The 22946-nt window shown below is 33.5% G+C and carries 18 protein-coding genes and 2 pseudogenes; 19 read left to right on the plus strand and 1 reads right to left on the minus strand.

Annotated elements, in window-relative coordinates; translation table 11 throughout:
* The first annotated feature begins 87 nt into the window (after positions 1-87).
* The 15 genes and pseudogenes from RAH41_RS00305 to dpaB all read left to right on the plus strand — a co-directional run.
* Complete coding sequence (locus RAH41_RS00305; RefSeq protein ID WP_331219757.1) at positions 88-4398, plus strand: PolC-type DNA polymerase III; 4311 nt, start codon at positions 88-90, stop codon at positions 4396-4398.
* A 244-nt stretch (positions 4399-4642) separates the two neighbouring features.
* Positions 4643-5116, plus strand: a complete 474-nt coding sequence (gene rimP / locus RAH41_RS00310) for a ribosome maturation factor RimP (protein WP_097975469.1) — start codon at positions 4643-4645, stop codon at positions 5114-5116.
* A 16-nt stretch (positions 5117-5132) separates the two neighbouring features.
* On the plus strand, positions 5133-6257 hold the full coding sequence (gene nusA / locus RAH41_RS00315) for a transcription termination factor NusA (RefSeq protein ID WP_025568539.1): 1125 nt from the start codon (positions 5133-5135) through the stop codon (positions 6255-6257).
* An 8-nt stretch (positions 6258-6265) separates the two neighbouring features.
* Positions 6266-6535 (plus strand): RNase P modulator RnpM, encoded by a 270-nt coding sequence (gene rnpM, locus RAH41_RS00320; protein WP_331219758.1) that lies wholly within the window; start codon positions 6266-6268, stop codon positions 6533-6535.
* Positions 6532-6831 (plus strand): YlxQ family RNA-binding protein, encoded by a 300-nt coding sequence (locus RAH41_RS00325; RefSeq protein WP_025568541.1) that lies wholly within the window; start codon positions 6532-6534, stop codon positions 6829-6831. The genes rnpM and RAH41_RS00325 overlap by 4 nt, the downstream gene beginning before the upstream one ends.
* A 23-nt stretch (positions 6832-6854) precedes the next feature.
* Positions 6855-9035, plus strand: a complete 2181-nt coding sequence (infB, locus tag RAH41_RS00330) for a translation initiation factor IF-2 (protein WP_331219759.1) — start codon at positions 6855-6857, stop codon at positions 9033-9035.
* A gap of 284 nt (positions 9036-9319) precedes the next feature.
* Positions 9320-9667 (plus strand): 30S ribosome-binding factor RbfA, encoded by a 348-nt coding sequence (gene rbfA, locus RAH41_RS00335; RefSeq protein ID WP_025568543.1) that lies wholly within the window; start codon positions 9320-9322, stop codon positions 9665-9667.
* 72 nt (positions 9668-9739) lie between these two features.
* A complete protein-coding gene (truB, locus tag RAH41_RS00340) occupies positions 9740-10651 on the plus strand; it encodes a tRNA pseudouridine(55) synthase TruB (protein WP_331219760.1) in 912 nt (303 codons plus the stop codon).
* 71 nt (positions 10652-10722) lie between these two features.
* Positions 10723-11664 carry a bifunctional riboflavin kinase/FAD synthetase gene (gene ribF, locus RAH41_RS00345; protein ID WP_331219761.1) on the plus strand — a complete coding sequence of 314 codons (942 nt, stop codon included), beginning with the start codon at positions 10723-10725 and terminating at the stop codon, positions 11662-11664.
* Between the two features lie 139 nt (positions 11665-11803).
* Entirely contained in the window at positions 11804-12073 is a 270-nt protein-coding gene (rpsO, locus tag RAH41_RS00350) for a 30S ribosomal protein S15 (protein WP_025568545.1), read from the plus strand.
* Positions 12074-12304: 231 nt separating this feature from the next.
* Positions 12305-14419: a polyribonucleotide nucleotidyltransferase gene (gene pnp / locus RAH41_RS00355; RefSeq protein WP_331219762.1), complete on the plus strand. Its 2115-nt coding sequence runs from the start codon at positions 12305-12307 to the stop codon at positions 14417-14419.
* Positions 14420-14819: 400 nt separating this feature from the next.
* The gene (locus RAH41_RS00360; protein ID WP_331219764.1) at positions 14820-15800 is read left to right on the plus strand and encodes a polysaccharide deacetylase family protein; all 981 of its coding nucleotides are present in this window, start codon (positions 14820-14822) and stop codon (positions 15798-15800) included.
* Positions 15801-15901: 101 nt separating this feature from the next.
* Complete coding sequence (locus tag RAH41_RS00365; protein ID WP_331219766.1) at positions 15902-17143, plus strand: pitrilysin family protein; 1242 nt, start codon at positions 15902-15904, stop codon at positions 17141-17143.
* Between the two features lie 235 nt (positions 17144-17378).
* The gene (dpaA, locus tag RAH41_RS00370; RefSeq protein ID WP_331219767.1) at positions 17379-18281 is read left to right on the plus strand and encodes a dipicolinic acid synthetase subunit A; all 903 of its coding nucleotides are present in this window, start codon (positions 17379-17381) and stop codon (positions 18279-18281) included.
* Positions 18278-18703, plus strand: a pseudogene (dpaB, locus tag RAH41_RS00375) (dipicolinate synthase subunit B); the annotation flags it as partial. The gene dpaA and the pseudogene dpaB, both read left to right, overlap by 4 nt.
* A gap of 36 nt (positions 18704-18739) precedes the next feature.
* On the opposite strand, the gene RAH41_RS00380 reads toward dpaB, so the two are convergent.
* A complete protein-coding gene (locus RAH41_RS00380) occupies positions 18740-20236 on the minus strand; it encodes a recombinase family protein (protein WP_331219770.1) in 1497 nt (498 codons plus the stop codon).
* 121 nt (positions 20237-20357) lie between these two features.
* Here RAH41_RS00380 and RAH41_RS00385 point away from each other — a divergent pair, with 121 nt between their 5' ends.
* The 4 genes and pseudogenes from RAH41_RS00385 to asd all read left to right on the plus strand — a co-directional run bounded on the left by RAH41_RS00385 (position 20358) and on the right by asd (position 22926).
* Positions 20358-20531: a cell division protein FtsZ gene (locus RAH41_RS00385; RefSeq protein WP_331219772.1), complete on the plus strand. Its 174-nt coding sequence runs from the start codon at positions 20358-20360 to the stop codon at positions 20529-20531.
* 306 nt (positions 20532-20837) lie between these two features.
* Positions 20838-21371, plus strand: coding sequence for a hypothetical protein (locus tag RAH41_RS00390; protein ID WP_331219773.1), 534 nt, complete (start codon positions 20838-20840; stop codon positions 21369-21371).
* Between the two features lie 139 nt (positions 21372-21510).
* Positions 21511-21699, plus strand: a pseudogene (gene spoVFB, locus RAH41_RS00395) (dipicolinate synthase subunit B); the annotation flags it as partial.
* A gap of 183 nt (positions 21700-21882) precedes the next feature.
* Entirely contained in the window at positions 21883-22926 is a 1044-nt protein-coding gene (gene asd, locus RAH41_RS00400) for an aspartate-semialdehyde dehydrogenase (RefSeq protein WP_331219775.1), read from the plus strand.
* Positions 22927-22946: the final 20 nt, after the last annotated feature.

Genomic DNA, 22946 nt, shown 5'->3' on the forward strand with positions numbered 1-22946 from the left:
ACAAATAAAAAGTACCTCTTATATTAGAGGTACTTTCGATTTTTTTTACACATATACTGCAATTTATATAATAAGGTTGGTGAAAAAATGGGACAAACACGTCAAGAGCGGTTTCAGCTATTATTAGATCAGCTTCAGTTTCCCGAAGATATGCGAGATCTGTATTTCAAAAATGGGGAAATCGTAAATCTTGAAGTAAATAAAAGTGAAAAAAAATGGCAGTTTACTTTTAAAATAGATAATGTTTTACCTTTTGCAACATTTCAAGTATTTGTTACAAGTCTATTAAGAACTTTTAAACATATAGCAGATGTTTCAGTCGTTATTAATACTGAAAATCCAAAAATAGAAGAACAAAAAGTAATTGATTACTGGTCATTTATGATTCAATCTGTTGAATCGAAATCCCCTATATTACAGCATATTGAAACTGCCGTACCTTCAGTTGAAAATAATAAAGTAATGATCCATTTAAATAGTCTAATTGAAGAGAATGCTTTTACAAATCGATACGTTCCTCAATTGCAAGATTTATATCAAAAAGTAGGTTTTCCTAAGTTGTTTTTTGAGAATACGATAAAAGATAATGTTGAAGAAAAAACTGAGTTTCTTGAGAAAAAAGCTGAAGAAGATCGCAAGCGAGCGATGGAAGTGCTTGTTGAATTAGAAAAGAAAGAGGCGGCTGAAGAAGCAGAAGGAGATGAGCCTCAGGGTCCTCTTGTTGTTGGATATTATATTAAGGAAACTGAAATTAACACAATCTCGTCAATTATTGAAGAAGAAAAACGAGTAGTTCTTCAAGGATATGTATTCGATTCTGAAATTCGTGAACTTAAGAGTGGCCGTGTCTTAATTACCTTTAAAATGACTGATTATACGAGCTCAATACTAGTTAAAATGTTCTCTAGAGATAAAGAAGATATCCCTATGTTAAATAAAATTAAAAAGGGTATGTGGGTAAAAGTTAGAGGATCAGTTCAAAATGATACATTTGTCCGTGATTTAGTCATGATTGCAAATGATATAAATGAAATAACGCCAGATGAACGCAAGGACGAAGCAAAAGAAGGAGAGCGTAGAATTGAGTTGCATGCTCATACACATATGAGCCAAATGGATTCAGTCGTTTCAGCAGCTGATTTAGTCAAACAAGCAGGCAAGTTTGGACATGAAGCAATTGCAATAACGGATCATGCAGTTGTTCAAGCCTTTCCTGAAGCATTTGGAGCTGGGAAAAAACACGGTGTAAAAATACTATATGGCGTTGAAATAAATCTAGTAAATGATGGTGTACCAACAGCATATAATCCATCCCATATTTCATTAGAGGAAGCAACCTATGTTGTATTTGACGTAGAGACAACAGGTCTTTCTGCAGTTTATGATACGATCATCGAATTAGCTGCTGTAAAGATTCATAAAGGTGAAATCATTGACCGATTTGAACGATTTGCAAATCCTCATCATCCACTTTCTGCAACTACAATTGAATTGACGGGAATTACTGACGAAATGGTAAAAGATGCCCCAAATGTTGATGTAGTACTTCGTGAGTTTAAAGAGTGGATGGGTGACGATATACTAGTAGCTCATAATGCTTCTTTTGATATGGGCTTTATTCAAATGGGCTTTAAAAAATATGAAATTGGCATTACAAATAACGGTGTAATTGATACGCTTGAGTTAGCTAGAACTTTGTATCCGGATTTTAAAAACTTTCGATTAAATACACTTTGTAAAAAATTCGATATTAATTTAACACAACATCATAGAGCGATTTATGATGCAGAGGCCACTGGCTACTTACTCCTAAAAATGCTGAAAGATGCCGCAGAGCAGGATATGTATTATCATGACGAGCTAAATAATAACATGGGTAAAGGTGATGCTTATAAACGAGCAAGACCATCACATGCTACTCTATTAGCTACGAATGAAACTGGACTAAAAAACTTGTTTAAAATTGTATCATATTCTCATATACATTATCATCATCGAGTTGCAAGAGTTCCTCGATCTTTACTAGTAAAACATCGAGAAGGAATATTAGTTGGATCTGCATGTGATAAAGGTGAAGTTTTTGAGGCAAGTGTTCAAAAATCTCCTGAAGAAGCAGAAAAACTAATGGAGTTTTATGATTATATCGAAGTAATGCCACCAGAGACACTTTTACATTTAGTAGAATTAGAAATTGTTCGAAATGAACAACATTTAAGAGAAGTAATTTCAAAGCTTGTAAAAATGGCTGAAAAAGTAGAAAAAATTGTTGTTGGTACTGGTAATGTACATCACTTACAAAAAGAAGATCAAATTTATCGGAAAATTTTAGTTGGTTCTCAAGGTGGAGCAAATCCTTTAAATCGACATCGATTACCAGATGTTCATTTTAGAACAACCAATGAGATGCTATCTTCATTTGCATTTTTAGGAGAAGAAAAAGCAAAAGAAATAGTTGTTACAAATACTCAAAAAATTGCTAGTTTAATTGAAGATATTAAACCAATTAAGGATGACCTATATACACCAAAAATTGAAGGTGCTGAAGATGAAGTTCGTAATATGAGCTACCAAATGGCAAGATCTATTTACGGAGAGCAATTACCAGAAATTGTAGAAGCCCGTCTTGAAAAAGAGTTAAAAAGTATTATTGGACATGGTTTTGCCGTAATTTACTTGATTTCCCATAAACTTGTAAAAAAATCCTTAGATGATGGTTACCTAGTAGGTTCAAGGGGATCTGTAGGTTCATCATTAGTAGCGACCATGACAGAAATAACGGAAGTAAATCCACTCCCACCACATTACGTCTGTCCAAATTGTAAGCATTCAGAGTTTTTCAATGATGGATCAGTTGGTTCAGGATTCGATCTACCGAACAAAGATTGTCCAGAATGTGGTACTGCATATAAAAAAGATGGTCATGATATTCCTTTCGAAACCTTCCTTGGATTTAAAGGAGATAAGGTACCCGATATTGATTTGAATTTCAGCGGTGAATATCAACCAACTGCTCATAATTATACAAAGGTACTTTTTGGTGAGGACTATGTCTATCGTGCAGGTACAATTGGTACTGTAGCTGATAAGACAGCATACGGTTATGTAAGAGGGTATGCAAATGATCATAATTTAAATTTACGTGGGGCTGAATATGATCGTTTAGCTATGGGATGTACAGGTGTAAAAAGAACAACTGGACAACATCCAGGTGGAATTATAGTAGTTCCAGATTATATGGACATTTATGATTTTTCACCGATTCAGTTCCCAGCTGATGATGTAAAGTCTGAATGGAAAACGACACATTTTGATTTCCATTCAATTCATGATAATTTATTAAAACTTGATATATTAGGACACGATGATCCAACGGTTATTCGTATGCTTCAAGACTTAAGTGGAATCGATCCAAAAACGATTCCAACGGATGACCCTGAAGTTATGAAGATATTTGCTGGACCTGAGTCGCTAGGCGTTACTGAACAGCAGATACTCTGTAAAACAGGTACTTATGGAATACCTGAATTCGGAACAAAATTCGTTCGTCAAATGTTAGAAGATACGAAGCCATCTACATTCTCAGAACTCGTTCAAATTTCTGGTTTATCTCATGGTACAGATGTATGGTTAGGAAATGCATCTGAACTAATTAACAGTGGTACTTGTACACTTTCTGAAGTAATTGGTTGTCGTGACGACATCATGGTTTATTTAATCTATCAAGGATTAGAGCCTTCATTAGCATTTAAAATAATGGAATCTGTTCGTAAAGGTAAAGGTGTACCACCAGAGTGGGAAGAAGAAATGAGAAAAAATAATGTACCTGCTTGGTATATTGATTCTTGTAAAAAAATTAAGTATATGTTCCCTAAGGCGCATGCCGCTGCTTACGTTTTAATGGCAGTACGTATTGCATATTTCAAAGTGCACCATCCAATCCTTTATTATGCTGCATACTTCACAGTTCGTGCTGAAGATTTCGATATTGAAGCAATGATTGCAGGTCCAAGTGCGATTAAAGCTAAAATAGAAGAAATCGCAATAAAAGGATTAGATGCTTCAGTAAAAGAAAGAAGTTTAATGACTGTTTTGGAGATTGCTTTGGAAATGTGTGAAAGAGGCTTTTCGTTTGAAAAAATGGATTTATATCGCTCAAGTGCAGATGAATTTTTAGTCAATGGGAATAAGCTAATCCCACCGTTTAATTCGATTCCTGGATTGGGAACGAATGCGGCTAAAAATATTGTTACAGCTAGAGAAGATGGAGAATTCCTTTCGAAAGAAGACTTACAACAAAGAAGTAAAATTTCAAAAACAGTGTTGGAGTATTTAGATAAACAAGGGTGTTTACAAAATTTACCTGATCAAAACCAATTATCTTTATTCGATGGCTTTTAACAGTTTGCAAAACTTGGGAATTATGATATAGTAGATACAGATGTAATTTAGCACGGGATTTTTCTTGAAGAGCAGGGGCAACCTGCTCTTTCTTATTACCCTTATGACCCAATTCATCTCTTACGTAGTTTCGCAACTTGAATTTTAAGTTACAATAAATACGTAAATTGGAAATACTAAAGATAATTTCCCTGCTAAATAGCAGGGAATTTTCATCTTGTAATGTTTGGAAGGAGGATACTTCTTGAGTAAGAAGGTCACAGAGGTTGTATCAGAATTAGCACAACCAATAATTGAACAACTAGGATTAGAGTTAGTTGATGTCGAATACGTAAAAGAAGGAAAAGACTGGTTCCTTCGAGTATTTATAGATAGTGAGTCTGGAATTGATTTGGAGCAATGTGCTGCAGTAAGTGAAAGACTAAGTGAAGTCTTAGATGAAAAAGATCCAATTGAAAACCTTTATTTTTTAGATGTTTCTTCACCAGGTGCTGAACGTCCTTTAAAGAAAGAACAAGATTTTATAAAAGCAATTGGAAAACAAGTTTTCATTAAAACGTATGAACCAATCCTGGACGAAAAGAAATTCGAAGGAAAATTAATTTCCTATACGTCAGAGGAAGTTCAGTTAGAATTAACAATTAAAACTAGAAAAAAAATGATTACAATTCCAACACCAAAAATCGCAAGTGCAAGACTTGCTGTTACGTTTTTCTAAGTAGGGGGTACTTTTAATGAGTTCGGAGTTATTAACAGCATTAGAAATAATTGAAAGAGAAAAAGGAATTAGTAAAGATGTAGTAATTGAAGCAATTGAAGCAGCTTTAATTTCAGCATATAAACGTAATTTTAATCAAGCACAAAATGTTCGAGTTGATTTTAACCTACATAACGGTTCAATTCGTGTTTTTGCTAGAAAAGAAGTAGTAAGCAATGTGTTTGATACACGTTTAGAAATTACAGTTGAAGAGGCACAACAACACAATCCAAACTTTATGGTGGGAGATATCATTGAATTAGAAGTAACACCTAAAGACTTTGGACGAGTTGCTGCAACTACTGCTAAACAAGTAGTAACACAAAGAGTTCGTGAAGCAGAACGTGGAGTAATATATTCAGAATATATTGACCGCCAAGAAGATATGATGACAGGTACAGTTCAACGTATCGATTCACGCGCAATTTATGTTAACTTAGGTAAAATTGAAGCAGTACTTCCTGTAACAGAACAAATTCCAACTGAGAAATACAGAATCCATGACCGCATTAAAGTATTTGTTACAAAAGTTGAAAAAACATCAAAAGGTCCACAAATTTTTGTATCACGTACTCACCCTGGATTATTAAAGCGTTTATTTGAAACAGAAGTACCTGAAATTTATGATGGTGTTGTAGAAATTCGTTCAGTAGCACGTGAAGCAGGTGACCGTTCTAAGATTTCAGTTTATACAAGCAATCCTGATTTAGATCCAGTGGGTGCTTGTGTAGGTCAAAAAGGTCAACGTGTACAATCAATTGTTAATGAATTAAAAGGTGAAAAAATTGATATTGTACGTTGGTCTTCAGATCCAGTTGAATTTGTTGCAAATGCATTAAGTCCATCTCAAGTTATTAGAGTTTTAGTAAATGAAGAAGAAAAAGCAACGACAGTAGTAGTACCAGATCACCAATTATCTCTAGCAATTGGAAAAAGAGGTCAAAATGCAAGATTAGCTGCGCGTTTAACTGGTTGGAAAATTGATATTAAATCACAATCTGATGCAGATAAAATTGGTATTGACTATACATCTCCAGCGCAAGAAGTAACAGTATCTAATGATGATTTCGATGCTTACGCTGACGACTTTAATGAGGAGTGAGTAAACTCATGAATCGAAAAATTCCTTTACGTAAGTGTGTTGTCACACAAGAAATGAAACCAAAAAAAGAATTAATAAGAATTGTTCGTTCTAAAGAAGGTGAAGTGTCTATTGATCCAAGTGGAAAAAAATCGGGTCGTGGAGCTTACTTAACAAAATCTGTTGAAGTAGTAAAACAAGCGCAGCAAAAAAATACGTTAGAACAGCAATTAAATACTAAAATTGATGCTAGTTTATATGAAGAACTTTTAGCGTTTATTGAAAAGGAAAAAGCATGACAAATAAAGGATTGTCTTTATTAGGACTTGCAGCTAGAGCTCGTAAAGTGGTTTCAGGCGAAGAGTTAGTTGTAAAAGAAGTCCAGCAAAAAAGAGCAAAACTAGTCATTTTGTCAAAGGATGCTTCCGATTTAACTGCGAAGAAAATAAAAGACAAGACAACTTATTACAATACTCCACTTTGTTATGTTGAAAATCGATTTGAATTAGGGCACGCTATTGGGAAAGACGCTCGAGTGGTCGTTGCAATTACTGATCAAGGATTTGCAACAAAACTTCAGACATTATTAAATTAATGGACTAATCTGGGGGTGAACGTATGACGAAAATTAGAATTTATGAGTATGCTAAAAAGCAAAATGTTTCAAGTAAGGAAATTATTGAAAGACTCAAGGATTTAAAAATCGAAGTAAAGAATCATATGGCCACAATTGCAGAGGATATTGTTGAAAAGTTAAATAAAAGCTTTCAACCAAAGTCTGTAGAGATAAAACAACCCCAAAAAGCTGTGTCAAAATCTTCTTTTAAGGTAATTCCTGCATTTAATGTAGAAGCTAGTGAAGAGCTTGATTATGAAGTAGACTATCAATTAGAAGATACAAAAGTAAAATCAAAAAAGAACAGTAATAAAAAGAAAAAGACTGATAGCCAAAAGCAAAGCAGTCAAATTGAAGATCGACAAACGACAGGGATAAAGAAAGGCAATCAAAATATGAATCATAAAAATAACTCAACCGAGAACACCTCAAATAAAATAATATTCTCAGGTTCATTAAAAGTATCTGAGCTTGCAAAAAAATTAGGTAAAGAACCATCAGAATTAATTAAAAAATTATTTATGTTAGGCATTATGGCAACAATCAACCAAGACCTTGATAAAGACACAATCGAATTATTAGCAAGTGACTACGGAGTTGAAGTTGAAGAGGAAATTATTGTTGATGAAACAGATTTCGAAAGCTTTATTGATGAAGCTGATGATGAAGCTAGTCTACAAGAACGTCCACCAGTAGTAACAATTATGGGTCACGTTGACCATGGTAAAACTACTTTACTTGACTACATCCGTAAATCTAAGGTTACTGCTGGAGAAGCAGGTGGAATTACACAACATATCGGTGCTTACCAAGTAGAAATCGAAGGAAAGAAAATTACGTTCTTAGATACACCTGGACACGCAGCATTTACTACAATGCGTGCACGTGGAGCACAAGTTACTGATATTACAATTATCGTTGTAGCAGCTGATGACGGTGTTATGCCTCAAACAGTTGAAGCAATCAATCACGCAAAAGCAGCAGAAGTACCTATTATTATTGCTGTGAATAAAATGGATAAAGAATCAGCAAACCCAGATCGTGTAATGCAGGAATTAACTGAACACGGTATTGTATCAGAAGCATGGGGTGGAGACACAATCTTTGTTCCGATTTCAGCATTAAACGGTGACGGTGTTGATCAGTTACTTGAAATGATTCTTTTAGTTAGTGAAGTAGAAGAATATAAAGCTAACCCAACACGAAAAGCACTAGGTACAGTAATTGAAGCCGAATTAGATAAAGGTAAAGGTGCAGTAGCAACTTTATTAGTACAAAATGGTACATTAAAAGTTGGAGATCCAATAGTTGTTGGTACTTCATTTGGTCGTGTACGTGCAATGGTAAATGACTTAGGTCGTCGAATTAAAGAAGTTGGCCCATCTACTCCAGTTGAAATTACTGGTTTAAATGAAGTACCTCAAGCGGGTGACCGTTTTATGGTATTTGCTGATGAGAAGCGCGCACGTCAAGTTGGTGAAGCACGTGCTTCAAAAGCAGTTCTTCAACAACGTAACGAAAGCTCAAAATTATCTCTTGAAGATTTATTTGCTCAAATTCAAGAAGGCAATGTAAAAGAAATTAACATCATTGTAAAAGCAGACGTTCAAGGTTCTGTTGAAGCAATGGCTGCTTCATTACAAAAAATTGAAGTAGAAGGCGTAAAAGTTAAAATCATCCACACAGGCGCTGGTGCAATTACTGAGTCTGATGTAATTTTAGCATCTGCATCTAATGCGATTATTATTGGTTTCAACGTACGTCCTGATGTAAATGCAAAACGTACTGCAGATTTAGAAAATGTTGATATTCGATTACACCGTATTATTTACAAAGCAATTGAAGAAATTGAATCTGCGATGAAAGGTATGTTAGACCCTGAGTTTGAAGAAAAAGTAATCGGTCAAGCAGAAGTTCGTCAAGTATTCAAAGTATCAAAGGTTGGTACAATTGCTGGATGTTATGTAACTGATGGAAAAATCACTCGTGACAGCGGTGTTCGTTTAATTCGTGACGGTATTGTTGTATTTGAAGGTCAATTAGACACATTAAAACGTTTCAAAGATGACGTTAAAGAAGTAGCGACAAACTACGAATGTGGTATCACAATCGAGAAATACAATGATATTAAAGAAGGCGACATAATCGAAGCTTACGTAATGGAAGAAATTAAACGTAAATAATAGCGAAATGTGGAAGGCGTTTGCTCATCCCCGACAAGCATAAGAACAATAGCAGAAAAGGTTGGTTTTTAACCTTTACTGCTATTGGGCTTATGACCCAGAGGGGCAAGTCGCTGGAACTAAACATCATATTATTTTCTTTTTGAAGATGTTTTAAAACTGGAAATAAATAATGGACTTATCACAAATGAATAAGTTCAGCATAATAAATAATTATTTATACATTAGTTAAACTAATTGTATGAAGCACGAATTGTTTTGCTTTGTAAGATTGAGGTGAAAGTATGAAAGTAAGAGCACATCGTGTTGGGGAACAAATGAAGAAAGAACTTGGTGAGATTATTGGTAGAAAAATTAAAGATCCAAGAATCGGCTTCGTAACTGTTACTGATGTTCAAGTAACTGGTGACCTTCAACAAGCTAAAGTCTATATTTCAGTATTAGGTGACGATGAACAACGTCAAAATACATTAATTGGATTAGCGAAAGCAAAAGGATTTATTCGTTCTGAAATTGGTCAACGTATTCGTTTACGTAAGACACCAGAATTAATTTTTGAATTTGATGAATCAGTCGATTATGGAAATCGAATTGAGACATTGCTAACTCAAATTAATAAAGAGAATAACTGATAATGAATGGATAGGCGAGAGATTCGTCTATCCATTTTTCATCATGCTAAAAAATAAATGATAGGTGATAAGATGAATGGTGTAATTGCATTGAATAAACCAGCGGGTCTTACTTCTCATGATTGTGTCTTTAAAATTAGAAAAATTTTAAAGACAAAAAAAGTTGGTCATACAGGAACTCTTGATCCAGAAGTAACTGGCGTCTTACCGATATGTGTAGGTGAAGCTACAAAGCTAATACCATATTTAACCGATGATCGGAAAAAATATATTGGAGAAATTACTTTAGGATTTTCTACAACAACTGAGGATGCTCATGGTGAAATGATTGAGCAAAAAAAGGTTAATCGAGTTTTTACTCGTGAAGAGATTTTAAATGTATTAAATCAATTAACAGGAGAGATTAGTCAAACTCCTCCTATGTATTCTGCTGTTAAAGTAAATGGTAAAAAGCTATATGAATACGCTAGAGCTGGAATCGAAGTTGAACGTCCAACTAGAACGGTTACAATATATCAAATTATTTTACTTGATGATCGAGAAGTATTCGAAGGCGATACAATTTCTTTTAAGTTTGAAGTATTCTGTAGTAAAGGTACATATATTAGAACTTTAGCAGTTCAAATAGGTGAACTTTTAGGGTTCCCAGCTCATATGTCTTATTTAACTAGAACAAAAGCAGGCGCATTTACGATTAAGGATTGCGTTACTTTTGCTGAATTAGAAGAATATGCGAATGATTACACTTTAGATCGTGTAATGTTAACAATGGAGCAGGCTCTTAATGAGTATCCACGTCTAAATGTGAATGAAGAAGAAGAAGTAAGAGTATTTAACGGTGGATTTTTTCCAAATACAATGAACTGTAAAGAAGGAGAATATATTGCAGTCTACAATGAAAATAATCGAATTATTGCAATGTACACTCCAAATCCTAAAAATAATAATGTGATTAAACCGACTAGAGTATTTCATAATCAATAGAAAAAACTATATAAATTTTATACGTTGTTCTATAATGGGAAAAGAGACTTGATTATAGAAAAGGTGATAATATGACTAAAATAATAAAAATCACCCATCCTCATTCAATAAAAAAAGAAGATTGTAAAGAAACGGTCTTAGCACTTGGCTTTTTTGATGGAGTACATAAAGGTCATCAACAAGTCATAAAAGCTGCTAAAGAAATTGCGGATGAAAAAGGATTATTATTATCAGTGATGACATTCGATCCTCATCCATCTGCAATTCTAGGGAATCGTGATGATGCGATTTCTTATTTGACACCTTTGGAGCTAAAAGTGAAGTGGATGGAGAAACTTTGTGTAGACCAATTATTTGTTGTTGAATTTTCAGAGGAATTTGCGACACTACTACCACAAGAATTTGTCGATCAATACATTATTGCTTTAAATGCAAAACATGTTGTTGCTGGTTTTGATTTTTCATTTGGAAAGTTTGGTAAAGGGAATATGGAATCATTACCGTTTCATTCTAGAGGTGAATTTACACAAACAACAGTTTCAAAATTCGTTTTAGACGATGAGAAAGTAAGTTCAACACGAATTAGAGAAGCGATAAAAGCCGGTGAAATGGAAGAAGCTACTCACTTACTTGGCAGACAGTATCAAATTAAAGGGATCGTTGTAGATGGTGACAAACGTGGACGAACAATTGGATTTCCAACAGCTAATATTTCTGTTTCAATTCCGTATGCATTACCATCAGTAGGTGTTTATGCTGTAAAATGCATTGTTAACGGTGAAATATATGAAGGTATGTGTAATATTGGATACAAACCAACTTTCTATCATGAGTTCCAAAAACAAACAATTGAAGTAAATATATTTGAATTTAATGAAGATATTTATGGAAAAGAAGTTGAAATTTTTTGGTATGCTAGAATACGTGATGAAAAGAAGTTTAATGGTATAAATGAGTTAATCGATCAATTACAAAAAGATCGTGAAACAGTAAAAAATTATTTTCGAGAATAACTAATTTAGAATACTTGCTTTTATAATTAAAACAATGTAATATTATTAAAGTACTTGAAAAACCGTTGCTTGGCAAATCGATTCACCGACGACTGCTAGGTGATAGGTGTTCAACAATATTATTATGAGGTGAAAAAACATGGCATTAACTCAAGAACGTAAAAACGAAATTATCAGCACTTACAAAACTCATGCAAACGATACTGGTTCTCCAGAAGTTCAAATTGCAGTTTTAACTGAAAACATTAACTCTTTAAATGGGCACTTACGTACTCACAAAAAAGATCACCACTCTCGTCGTGGTTTATTAAAAATGGTTGGTAAGCGTCGTAACTTACTTAACTACTTACGTAACAAAGACATCACTCGTTACCGTGAATTAATTAACAAATTAGGTTTACGTCGTTAATTCGAGTATTAATTTGATACTTTAAGAAAAAGCGGGATTCTTCCCGCTTTTTCTTATACATATCGATTTAAAATTACTGATTAATTGAATTTTAAATTTATAAATATTTATTCTCTTTTTCTCGTTAGTTGATTTCTTTACTAAACATAGGAGATAATAGAGAATATACGATTTTTTTACATAATTAGTTTAGACTTTGAATTGTAAATTAGAGAGGGGTATTTATACCATATGGAACAACAAAAGCACGTTTTTTCCACGGAGCTTGCTGGCAAAACTCTTACAGTTGAAGTAGGACAATTAGCAAAACAAGCAAATGGAGCAGTTTTAGTAAGATACGAAGATACTGTCGTATTAGCAACAGCAACTGCATCAAAAGAACCTAAAAAAGTTAGCTTTTTCCCATTAACAGTAAATTACGAAGAGCGTTTATATGCAGTAGGTAAAATTCCTGGTGGATTTATTAAACGTGAAGGTAGACCAAGTGAAAAAGCAATATTAGCGAGTCGACTAATTGACCGCCCAATTCGACCATTATTTGCTGATGGATTCCGTAATGAAGTACAAGTAATCAGCATGGTAATGAGTGTTGATCAAGATTGTTCATCAGAAATGGCTGCTATGTTTGGTAGTTCACTAGCACTATGCGTATCTGACATTCCTTTTAACGGACCTATTGCTGGGGTTGTAGTTGGTCGCATTAATGGTGAATTTATTATTAATCCAACTGTTGAGCAAGCAGAAAACAGTGACATTCATTTAACAGTTGCTGGTACAAAAGATGCAATTAACATGGTTGAAGCTGGAGCTAATGAAGTGCCAGAAGAAGTTATGCTTGAAGCAATTATGTTTGGTCATGAAGAAATTAAAAAATTAATTGCATTCCAAGCAGAAATTGTAGCTCAAATTGGAAAAGAAAAAATGGAAATTCAGCTTCATGAACTTGATGCTGAATTAGAAAAACAAATTCGTGAAATTTGTGAAACAGAATTAAATGCAGCAATTCAAGTACATGAAAAACATGCTCGTGAAGCTGCAATCAATGAAGTAAAAGAACGTGTGGTTCTTCAGTTTGAAGAAAATGAAGCAGACGAAGAGACGATTGGACAAGTTAAAGAAATCCTTTCAATGCTAGTAAAAGAAGAAGTGCGTCGTTTAATCACGGTTGAAAAAGTTCGTCCTGATGGAAGAAAATTAGATGAAATCCGTCCATTATCATCACAAGTTGGTTTACTACCTCGTACACATGGTTCTGGCTTATTCACTCGTGGACAAACTCAAGCGCTAAGCATTTGTACATTAGGGGCTCTAGGTGATGTGCAAATTCTTGATGGATTAGGAATAGAAGAATCAAAACGTTTTATGCACCATTATAATTTCCCACAATTTAGTGTTGGAGAAACAGGACCAATTCGTGGACCAGGTCGCCGTGAAATTGGACATGGTGCATTAGGTGAAAGAGCACTTGAACCAAGTATTCCAGATCAAAAGGATTTCCCATATACAATCCGTCTTGTTTCAGAAGTACTTGAATCAAATGGTTCAACTTCACAAGCAAGTATTTGTGCAAGTACTCTAGCAATGATGGATGCAGGTGTACCAATTAAAGCACCTGTTGCTGGTATTGCAATGGGCTTAATTAAATCTGGTGAACATTATTCAGTTCTTACAGACATTCAAGGTATGGAAGATCATTTAGGAGATATGGACTTTAAAGTAGCAGGAACAGCTAAAGGTGTAACTGCACTTCAAATGGACATTAAAATTGAAGGCTTATCAGAACAAATTTTAAAAGAAGCATTAGATCAAGCAAAAATTGGTCGTATGCAAATTCTTGATTCAATGCTTGCAACAATAAGTGAACCAAGAACGGCATTATCTGAGTTTGCTCCTAAAATCTTAATGATGACAATTAACCCAGATAAAATTAAAGATGTTATTGGACCAGGTGGGAAACAGATCAATAAAATTATTGAAGAAACTGGTGTAAAAATTGACATCGAACAAGATGGAACAGTATTTATTTCATCTGTAGATCAACCTATGAATGAACGTGCAAAACAAATTATCGAAGACCTTGTTCGTGAAGTAGAAGTAGGTCAATTATATATGGGTAAAGTAAAACGAATCGAAAAATTCGGCGCGTTCGTTGAAATCTTTGCAGGTAAAGATGGATTAGTCCATATTTCTGAACTTGCAGAAGAACGCATTGCAAAAGTTGAAGACGTAGTTTCACTTGGAGATGAAATCCTAGTAAAAGTAACTGAAATCGACAAACAAGGACGCGTAAATCTATCTCGCAAAGCTGTATTAAAAGAACAAAAAGAAAAAGCTGAGCAACAATAAAACGTGGAGCAAGCTCGTCCAGCTCTGAAATCTCCATCTGAAGGAGTAACGGTTTTTCCACTTCAAAGATGAATGGAATATTACTTAAAGAGCAAGCTTGCGGAACTAGACATTACGAAAAGCTAAAAGGCGTTCGCCTTCTTAACAATAAAAACAACAGGCACAAATAAAAATGAGCCTGTTGTTTTTTTATTTACTTTCAAACACCTACTTAATCCTCTCTTTTAATTTTCCAAATTTCATGTGTGCCTAAAAATTTTTTGGTTACAATAAGAAAAGTAGAACTAGAAATTACCAGTTAAATTAGTTATTGCTAATTAAGTCGTACATATGTTGTAGCAAGCTTGTTCTATTTTATTAAAAAATATCATATTCCTTCTAGTAGGAGGGCGTTTAGGAAATGAGTAGAAGTCGATTAAAAGTCTTAGCATTCGTTATGGCATTATTTCTAGCAATTTTAGTAGTTAGAAATCAATATACCAATCAATATGTGAGGAACTTTACTTCAAAGTCCTCATTTGTAACAGCAAAAACAAATGGGTTATATGAAGAAATCAAAACAAAAGCGCCAACTTTCGAGATACCTCCAAAAGATGCCTATGTGGACTCGGTTTGGAAAGCAATACCTGGCTATAACGGTTTAACAGTCGATGTTAATGCGTCATATAAGAAAATGAAAGAAAAAGGTAAATTTGATAAGAATAAACTAGTATTTAAAGAAGTTTCTCCAAAAGTTCATTTAAAGGATTTACCACCATCACCAGTGTATAAAGGGAATCCTGAAAAACCAATGGTAGCATTTACAATCAATGTTGCATGGGGAAATGAATATATTCCGAAAATGTTAGAAGTATTAAAGAAGCACAACGCAAAAGCCACTTTCTTTCTTGAGGGTAGATGGGTAAAAAATAATCCAACTGTCGCTCAATTAATCACTGCTGCAGACCAAGAAGTAGGGAACCATTCTTATACACATCCCGATATGGCAAGATTAGGTAGTCAGCAAATTAGAAATGAAATAACCCAAACAAATTCAGTCATACTAGCTACAACCGATCAAAAAGTTGTATGGTTTGCCCCTCCAAGCGGTAGTTATCGAGATGAAGTAGTTAAAATCGCTTCAAATTTAGGTTTAAAAACAATTATGTGGACAGCAGATACGATTGATTGGCAAAAACCGCCAAGAGAAGTCATTATTAATCGTGTTATGAAAAAAGTAGGCAATGGTACAATCGTTCTTATGCATCCAACGAAACCGACAGCTGAGGCGCTTGATGAACTAATTACAAACATAGAAGCATCAGGTCGAAAAGTTGTAAATATTTCAACTTTATTAGATGAAAAACGGTACGATACAATTAAAAAAGTTGAAAACAAATGACAATTACTTTCAGCTTTGTTAAGATGATTGTAAAATATAGTTAAATTTTTCAATCTTATTACAAAAGTGTAAATAGATGGTGTATACATAGGAGGCATTACATGATTGTACGACATACTTGCAAAAATGGAGTTAGAGTAGTAATTGAAAATATTTCAACTGTCCGTTCAGTTGCACTTGGGGTCTGGATTAAAACAGGTTCAAGTAATGAAACGTCAGAACTAAATGGGATATCACATTTTCTTGAGCATATGTTCTTTAAAGGTACTAAAACACGCAGCGCAAAAGAAATAGCTGAAAGTTTCGATTCAATAGGTGGACAAGTAAATGCATTTACATCAAAAGAATATACTTGTTATTACGCTAAAGTATTAGATACTCATGCGGATTACGCGTTAGAAGTGTTAGGAGATATGTTTTTTAATTCTACTTTTGATGAAGGTGAATTAGAAAAAGAAAAAAATGTTGTACTTGAAGAAATCAAAATGTATGATGATACACCAGATGATTTAGTTCATGATTTATTAAGTAAAGTTATGTATGAAACTCATCCATTAGGTTATCCAATTTTAGGTACAGAAGAAACTTTAAAAACTTTTAATGGGGATACTTTACGTCAGTATATGAAAGATTTTTACACTCCGGATCAAGTAGTTATTTCAATTGCGGGTAATATAGATGAATCCTTTATTAAACGTGTTGAAGATCTATTTGGAAATTATGAGGGTAAAAAGAAAGATATAAACTTTGGAATTCCTACAATCCATTATGGACAAATTGCTCGCAAAAAAGAAACAGAGCAAGCACATCTTTGTGTTGGCTATAGAGGTCTTGAACTTGGACATAGCGATTTATATCCATTAATTGCCCTAAATAATATACTTGGTGGTAGTATGAGTAGTCGTTTATTCCAAGATGTTCGTGAGCAAAAAGGACTTGCATATTCAGTTTTTTCTTATCACTCTGCATACCAAGATAGCGGTACTGTTGCAATTTATGCAGGTACTGGAAAAAGTCAACTAAATCAATTATTTGAAACAATCCAAGAAACGTTAAAAGTATTAAATGCAGATGGAATAACAGAAAAGGAATTAAATAATTGTAAAGAGCAATTAAAAGGTAATTTAATGTTAGGATTAGAAAGTACAAATAGCAGAATGAGCCGAAATGGTAAAAATGAATTAATGTTAGGTAATCACCGTACTTTAGATGAAGTAATTCAACTGATAGATGATGTAACAATTGACAAAGTAAATGATATTGCGAAGTTTGTTTTTACTGACGACTATGCAGTTTCATTAGTAAGTCCTGATGGAGTAATTCCAACAAATATTAAACAATAAGTTGATAAATTAGGAGGTCTCTTATAGGGCCTTCTTTTTTATTTTTCAAAAGACAGAAAATAAATGGAGTCAGATTTTAACAGTTTTTCATTACTGCTCCTTAATTTTAGAAAGAATCTTCACCAATGCAATGGAAGATTCATAAGATATTTAGGAGAAAGATGTTAGGCGGTAGTCCTGCTTACAAGAGATTAATTTCCATTTACCATAGTGAAGTAAAGAAGGTGAATGCTGCATGTTAACTGGCTTGCATATTGCTGTTATTGGTGGGGACGCCAGACAGCTGGAAGTTATTCGGAAGTTAACAGAGTTAGACGCAAAGGTAACATTAATAGGTTTTGAACAATTAGATAGTGGCTTTACCAGTGCATCAAAAGAATTAATGGCAGATGCAAATTTTGAAGATCTAGATGCAATCCTTCTACCTGTACCTGGTACGAATATTGAAGGAGTTGTCGATACAATTTTTTCAAATGAGAAAGTAGTGCTGACAAAAGAAATTTTAGACAGTACTCCTTCTCATTGTACGATTTACTCTGGAATAAGTAACTCTTACTTAGATAGTATAGTTACAGCTTCAAATCGAAAGTTAGTAAAATTATTTGAACGAGACGATGTAGCTATTTATAATAGTATTCCGACCGTTGAAGGTACGATTATGATGGTTATTCAACATACGGAATATACAATTCATAATTCGAAAGTAGCCGTATTAGGTTTAGGTCGTACAGGAATGAGTGTCGCGAGGTCTTTTCATAATTTGGGCGCAAAAGTTAAAGTAGGGGCTCGTAAATCAGAACATATTGCTAGAATTGTTGAAATGGGCTTAGAAGCTTTTGAATTTAAGAATATTGAAGAGGCTTTAAAGGATGTAGATGTTGTAATTAATACTGTTCCAGTTCAAATCGTGACAGCAAGTGTCATTTCAAAATTACAACCTCATTCATTAATCATTGATTTAGCTTCTAAACCTGGAGGAACAGATTTTCGTTATGCTGAAAAAAGAGGTATTAAGGCATTACTAGCACCAGGTTTACCAGGAATCGTTGCTCCTAAAACAGCAGGTCAAATAATTGGAAACGTACTAACACAGCTATTAAAGGTAGATTTAGATAAAAGGAAGGAGCAACAAAAATGACGTTGAAAGGTAAGAAAATTGGATTTGGTATTACAGGATCACATTGTACTTATGAAGAGGTAGTACCACAAATTCAAAAGTTAGTGGATGATGGAGCTGACGTATACCCTGTTGTTACTTTTACTGTAAAAAGCACAACAACTCGTTTTGGAGTAGGAGAAGACTGGATTGAAAAAATAGAAGAAATTACAGGGCGTAAAACAGTTGATTCAATTGTAGGAGCAGAACCATTTGGTCCAAAAGTACAATTAGATTGTATGGTAATTGCACCGTTAACAGGAAATTCAATGAGTAAGTTCGCTAATGCTCAAACTGATAGCCCTGTATTAATGGCAGCTAAGGCTACATTAAGAAATGGAAAACCTGTTGTTTTAGGTATTTCTACAAACGATGCTTTAGGTTTAAATGGAACTAATTTAATGTGACTTAGATGGTAATACCTAATCATGAACAAGAGATCACCTAGGGAGCTTTGGGTAAAGTATAAGTGTAAAATCATCTAGTTTTTGATGTGGCTCTTTTTGATACTCAACTTTAAATAAAACTGATTTAAGGAGACGATTTTTAAGTTCAGTATCAGTTGTTTTGTAATATAAATCTAACACTTTTTCACAGGTTGGAATAAATTGTTCGTTTAGCAACCCTCTATTGTAATATAAAGCGAGTTCTTCCAAAATTAACGTCTTACTATTTGCAAGGTCTTCTAGTTGATTAGAGAGGATTTCAGAACGTTCATTGAATATCGATTCATCATAAACACCACGTTCTAGTAAATTAAATAAATTATTTTTTTGTTTTACTACTTCGTTTAAATCATTTTCGATTTGTTTAAGCGCCTGTTTTTTTAAATTAATTATTTCAAAATCTTCTTCATCTGTTTGATTTGTAAAACTTATTTTGTATTCTTTTAACCAAATTTCTAACCCTTTTAAGAGTTTCTCTTCAATTAAATGAGTATAGGAAGAGCGAGTGTTACAACGGTTATTTGTACACACAATTTGTCTAGGCTTGCCTTTTGGATAACGCTGCTGTAATTTTGATCCACACTTACTGCAAAACATTATTCCAGCTAGCTGATTACTTAATTTACTATTATAAGGGGCATGGTAACGACTATTTAAAATAGCTTGCGCTGAGTTGTATATAGTAAGGTCAATGATTGCTTCATGTTTTCCATCAACAATTAACCAATCAGATTTTGGCTTTCTTTTACCCTTATTAGATTTTTTATTCCAAGTCACCTTACCGATATAAATAGGATTTTTGATCATTTCCAAAATGGAATGGTAACTCCACTTTTTCCCAGTATAGGAAGGGATATTCAGTTGATTTAAACGTTTAGCAATTTCATTTGCACCAATTAAATCTTTCGTATACCATTCAAAAATACTTTTTACTACCTTTGCCTGATTGCTATTAATTCGTAAAGAGCGGAATTCCTTCGTTTCATAAATTTCATATCCATAAGGTGCAAAACTTCCTAAATAATTTCCTCTTTGGACTGATAAAACTCGACCTCGTTGTAGCCTACGTGTAATTATTTTTAATTCTTTTCGTGCCATAAAGGCCTCAAATTCACTGTATTCCTCATCAAACTCATCATGAAGGTCATAGGTCTTTCTTGGTGTAATAATTTTTGTTCTAGAAGATTTAAATGTTTCTAAAATAATACCCTGCTCCTTCATATTACCGCGTCCAAGACGGTCCATATCCATTACTAATACGCCATCATATTTAAATTCTTCAACTTCTTGTAAGAGCTTTAACATTTCTGGCCGGTAAACAAGCGATTCACCAGATGCAATTTCCTGTCGGATACAAATTATATTTAAATTTTTTTCCTTAGCGAATTTTAAAAGCTGCTCCTTATGCTTTGATAAGGTCTCACCTTCACCTCTAGCTTCTGCATCTAAATCTGCTCGACTTTTACGCAAGTACAATGCAACGCGTTCCATTTAATCACCTCATAGACTATATATATGTCTATATTAGGAATTAATTAATTTTTGAATCAATCAGCTATAAAAGGTTGGTTAGTCCATCATAAAACTAAACATACAATGAATTATGGGGGTGGTGATACTGAGTAAACAAACAGAATTTACTGCTACCTATCAATTTGGAAAAACAAAAGTGAATATAATTGCACCAAATGATGTTACAGAAGAAAATAAAAAGAAAATTATTGAAGAAATTCATACGATTGGCTGGAAGATCGTTAAAGAAGAATTGTATAAGAAACATGATTAGTAAGATGAAATTAATAGGAAGCACCTATAAAGGGGTGCTTTTTTATTTGCTATCTTGAGTAATGAAGAATTAGCTATTATTTCAAAATTTAATTGCTTAGTAAAACAATATTTTTTACTTTTTACAACGGTAAAAAACTAAATATGCATTCAATTTATCTGCAGATATAATAGTGACCATGATCAAGGATGATTCATGTATTTAAAAAAATTTCTGAGACAGATTACTCAAAAATCTGTCATTTTTTTTACATAACGATCGTAATTATAGTGATAGTGATCTAAATATTCATCATAGAGAGGAATGTTGGTTATTATCGAATATCATTTAAGAAAACAATTGTTTTCAAAAGAAAAATTGATCGAACGAAAGCTTGCTGATCATTTAATTTTAAATGTCAGAACAAAAGATGTCTTAGAACTAGCTTATAATAACTGGGCTTTAGATTATGCTAAAGGTGTAGTTGCTTTTAATCTTACAAATGGTGAATTGATCGGTTATTCAATTAAGGGTGCAAATAATAGAACTAGAAACGACTATGAGATTATTATTTTTGAACTAGATGCAAATGTTGACGTTGAAGATGTGACCGTTTTAATGGGGAATATTGGCGTTCGAGCTGTACGGACATTTTTTGAAATCGACGATGAAACTTTTTCAAACAATATGGTATTTTGGACTGAAACCTATTTGCGGTTTCATAATTTGACGATTAAATCAATAAGAGATCGGTTTTTAAAGGTACTATTTTCAGATTATAAACAAACATTTTATAATACTTGCATAAAAAAACAACTTGATTCGGTTTACGCTAAATATATCGTTCATTACAATCATTAGGGTGAGATCTTAAAAATTATTTTGCTAAGTTTAATTTTTTGTTTCAATCCCCTTTTAAATCCTTTAATCGGCTCCCTTTAAAGTCAATATATTACCGTCCCAATCAAAGATATTCCGTTTAAATAGGTATTATCCTCTAGGTCAAAATTTAATGCGATTAATGAGTACAAAAAATATCTATTTTATTCCCTTTGGTCAAGATGATCCAATAAAAAAACCGAATTCATTAGTGGCAAGAATGGATTCGTTACTTGATACAGTGAAATCTTCTATTGAAGGAAAACAACTTCAACCTGTTTTAGTTGAAAAATATCGCGATCTCCAATAAATATTTTAGAAAAAATAGGACTGAAATATTTTTTCTATGTTAGAATGAAGAAAATTGAGTATGTGTCATTAGGATACATACTCGTTACTATGAAATCAATTATTCAAGCGAAAACCTTTGAATATAAACTTCATTTGACGTAAACTATTTAATAAAAGTGAAAACAGGGATGGTGCAAAAAAAGTGGGGAATAAACAAAGTTATGTAGTAGCTGTAGTTGGTGCAACTGGAGCAGTTGGACAACAAATGATTGCAACATTGGAGAAAAGAAATTTTCCAGTAAAAGAAATTAAATATTTATCTTCAAAACGTTCAGCAGGGACTAAATTAACTTATAAAGGTGAAGAAGTAATCGTACAGGAAGCTACTCCTGAAGCTTTTGAAGGTGTTGATATTGCTTTATTTAGTGCTGGTGGATCAGTATCAAAAGATCTAGCTCCTGAAGCAGTTAAAAGAGGGGCAGTAGTAGTAGATAACACTAGTGCATTTAGAATGGCTGAAGATGTACCTTTAGTTGTACCTGAAGTAAATGACAAAGATTTATTTAATCATAAAGGTATTATTGCAAATCCTAACTGTTCAACAATCCAAATGGTTGTTGCCCTAGAACCAATTCGTCAATCAATTGGTTTAAATAAAGTAGTAGTTTCAACTTACCAAGCCGTTTCTGGTGCTGGAGTTACAGCAATCGAAGCATTAAAGGAACAAGCGCAAGCATTCTTAAATGGTGAAGAAGCAACTCCATCAGTATTACCGGTAAAAAGTGGTGAGAAACATTATCAAATTGCTTTTAACGCAATTCCACAAATCGATGTATTTACTGAGAATGGATATACTTATGAAGAAATGAAAATGATTAATGAAACGAAAAAAATCATGCATTTACCTGAATTACAAATTAGCGCAACTTGTGTAAGACTTCCTGTAATTTCTGGTCACTCTGAGTCAGTTTACATTGAAGTTGATAAGGAAGTATCGGTTGCTGAACTTAAATCACTTTTAAGTGATGCACCTGGAATTGTTTTACAAGATGATCCAGAACAACAACTATATCCAATGCCATTTTACAGTATTGGAAGTAATGAAGTATTTGTAGGACGTATCCGTAAAGACTTAGATAATCCAAATGGATTCCACTTATGGATCGTTTCAGATAATCTATTAAAAGGTGCTGCTTGGAATTCAGTGCAAATTGCTGAAAGATTAATTGAGTTAAGCATCATTTAGTGAAAACTGCTAGAGAGGTG

The sequence above is a fragment of the Gottfriedia acidiceleris genome, from assembly GCF_036421055.1.
Taxonomy (GTDB): Bacteria; Bacillota; Bacilli; order Bacillales; family Bacillaceae_G; genus Gottfriedia; species Gottfriedia acidiceleris_C.